4 protein-coding genes (2 of these 4 only partly in view) are annotated in these 2,500 nt (G+C 37.4%); 2 read left to right on the forward strand and 2 right to left on the reverse strand.

From position 1 onward, the window contains the following. Both ilvB and ilvN read left to right on the forward strand, forming a co-directional pair. Nucleotides 1–136, forward strand: the end of a protein-coding gene (ilvB, locus tag FHG67_RS09225) for a biosynthetic-type acetolactate synthase large subunit (protein WP_004503109.1). It extends 1,574 nt beyond the left edge of the window; the window shows 136 of its 1,710 coding nt (coding positions 1,575–1,710); its start codon lies beyond the left edge, outside the window; the stop codon is at nucleotides 134–136. Beyond that, nucleotides 133–618, forward strand: coding sequence for an acetolactate synthase small subunit (gene ilvN, locus FHG67_RS09230; protein WP_002626528.1), 486 nt, complete (start codon nucleotides 133–135; stop codon nucleotides 616–618). The genes ilvB and ilvN overlap by 4 nt, the downstream gene beginning before the upstream one ends. 84 nt (nucleotides 619–702) lie before the next feature. Here ilvN and FHG67_RS09235 read toward each other — a convergent pair whose 3' ends face one another. Both FHG67_RS09235 and hemW read right to left on the reverse strand, forming a co-directional pair. Next, the gene (locus tag FHG67_RS09235; RefSeq protein WP_002626466.1) at nucleotides 703–1,107 is read right to left on the reverse strand and encodes an acyl-CoA thioesterase; all 405 of its coding nucleotides are present in this window, start codon (nucleotides 1,105–1,107) and stop codon (nucleotides 703–705) included. A 530-nt stretch (nucleotides 1,108–1,637) separates the two neighbouring features. Next, nucleotides 1,638–2,500, reverse strand: the 3' portion of a protein-coding gene (gene hemW, locus FHG67_RS09240; protein WP_004499025.1) for a radical SAM family heme chaperone HemW. It continues 301 nt past the right edge of the window; 863 of the gene's 1,164 nt are visible here — the last part of the coding sequence; the start codon falls outside the window, past its right edge; the stop codon is at nucleotides 1,638–1,640.

The following is a 2,500-nucleotide window of genomic DNA, read 5'->3' on the forward strand; positions in this document are numbered from 1 at the left end:
TACAAAAGATGACGGGGCGGCATTTTTAGAAGTGATTATACCGGCGGAAGAAAAGGTATTTCCGATGATTCCCGCCGGAAAATCTCAGAAAGAAATGATCGAGTTTAAGGATTTGGCCGGACTGAAAAAAGTATGAAACACATTCTAAAAATACTGGTAAACAACCATCCGGGAGTTATGAGCCATGTTTCCGGTTTATTTACTCGCAGAAGTTATAATATAGATTCGATTGCGGTGGGTGTCACGATAAATCCCGAAATTTCAAGTATGGTGATTGTGGTAAAAGGGGACGAATCCACGGTAGAACAGGTAAAAAAGCAACTCTTAAAACTACCGGACGTTGTGGAAGTGGAGGACCTTGCCTATCATGATTGCGTGAGCAGAGAATTGGTGCTTCTTGTGGTAAAACTGACGGAGACTACAAGAACGGAAATTCTCTCCGTATGCGAAGTGTTTGAGGCGAAAATCGCGGATTTAACACACGCTTCTCTGACGATAGAGTATTCGGGAAACTCCCGTAAAGTGAATGCCATTGTGGAAATCATGTCTAAATACGGAGTTGAAGAAATCGTCCGCACCGGACAAATCGCGATTCGATACAGAAGTATCGGATCTTAAGCCGAAAGAAAACCTGTCTAAAATTCGTTTTAGGGACTCAAAAATTGGAAAAGTCCTTTTAGGTTCCGAACCTAAATTAAGATTTTAAACGGCTTGTAAAGATACAGATTGTTTCCAGGGTCTTTTTCGATTGGAATCAAAAAGAATACAGAATGAATTCGAATGACAAACGACCCTGCGGTCCGATTTTCGGATCAGTTTCTGGATAATTTTATAACGTGCGTTTGTAATCGTTCTAAATTCGGTCTGAACTAAAATCGAATCCGGGAAATGAATCTGATCTCGGTAATCACTTTCTGACCAAAGAACGATCGGTTCGATATGAGTTAGGTCGGAATTTGGAGAATTCAATTCGACTTCTTTCAAAGCCTTTTTTCTTGCTTCGTTCAGGAAGGATTGGGCATTGTCTATGTTTAACTTTCCATCATCGTCGCAATGATGGCTTCCAATGGAAATTTCAAAATAGTGTATCTTCGTATTAGCTATCATTTGTATTTTCCCTTATGTCTAACTGCTTAGAATAAAAAGAAGAGCGTCGCAAATTTGCTTCTAAAATTGTTCAAATTATTTTTTTAGAACATTTTTTGTTGAATGCGAATTGTTTGAATACAAAACAAGTGGGACTTTCATTTTTTATACTATTTTGATTAGGGATGTGATATATATTAGAAATTGTATACAATTATTTTTTAATATATTCGATATGGCTATGAATTTGTAGAATATGGGCTTTGTGTTGTTATATATTGTAAAATAAGGAAACAATGTCGTATTGAGGTCTTTTTGTGCGAATTTTTCGAAAAAGGTCTAAAGTTTTAGAGTTATTTTGATAGGAATTTTAAAACTGTTCCGTTCTTGCTTGGCTGAAAAGTGACTTGAAATCGGATTTCCAGACCGTTTTGGAAGAAAATTAGGGATTGCTTCCCGTCTTAAAGATTTTGAATTCGGAGTTAGAATGGATATCGTCCTGTTGATTTTTATAGCATCAACTTAAAAGCGATTTATAAAACAGAGGGAACTTACAAAGAGGCGAGTTCTAAAATTTTAGAATCTAAAAACAAAACGGCTTCCGGTTTCCATTGAAAGATTCCGTTTGAAAATTCGCAAAGTCCGGATTCTTCCATTCGTTTTAATTGTCGGTCTAGAATTTGTTTTTTTTCGGGAATCAGCTCATAAAAACTTTCCATAGAAATCGGTTGAAATAGGCGAAACAAAGAAAGAACTAGTTCTTCATAAAGATCTGGTTTTGTGTATTCTTTAGAAGGATGTTTTGTTTTATACGTTTCCGCATTTCTCGGATTGGAATATCTTCCTGTAGGAAGAAAACCGTGAGCTCCTGGCCCGATTCCCAAATAATATTCCATTGTCCAGTATTTGAGATTGTGTTCGGACGAAAATCCCGGTTTGGAATAATTGCTGACTTCGTATTGAAATAATTCATACTGAGAAAGAAGGTTCGGTAAAAGTTTCAAAACTTCTTCCTGAATTTCTTCTTCGGGCCCTGGAGTAATTTTATCCATTACCTTTCTGGAATACGGAGTTCCTTTTTCTACGGTGAGGGCGTAGAGACTAATATGTTTTCCTCCCGCTTTCAAAATCCGAAGAACGTCCTTTAAGATTTCCTCAATCGATTGTCCCGGAATTCCATAGATCAAGTCCGCGGAGAAATTGGAAATTTCGGAATTTTTGACCGTTTCCAAAACGTTTTCGTATCTGTTCGGATCGTGGTATCTGCCTAAAAATTGAAGTCTTTCCGGATGAAAGCTTTGGATGCCCACGGAGATTCGGTTGATACCGGCTTGTGCGATCGATTTTAAAAAATCGGAAGTGATATCCTCCGGATTACACTCCATCGTAATCTCTGAATATTCTGAAATTTTAA

It is taken from the genome of Leptospira weilii, assembly GCF_006874765.1.
GTDB classification, from domain to species: domain Bacteria; phylum Spirochaetota; class Leptospiria; order Leptospirales; family Leptospiraceae; genus Leptospira; species Leptospira weilii.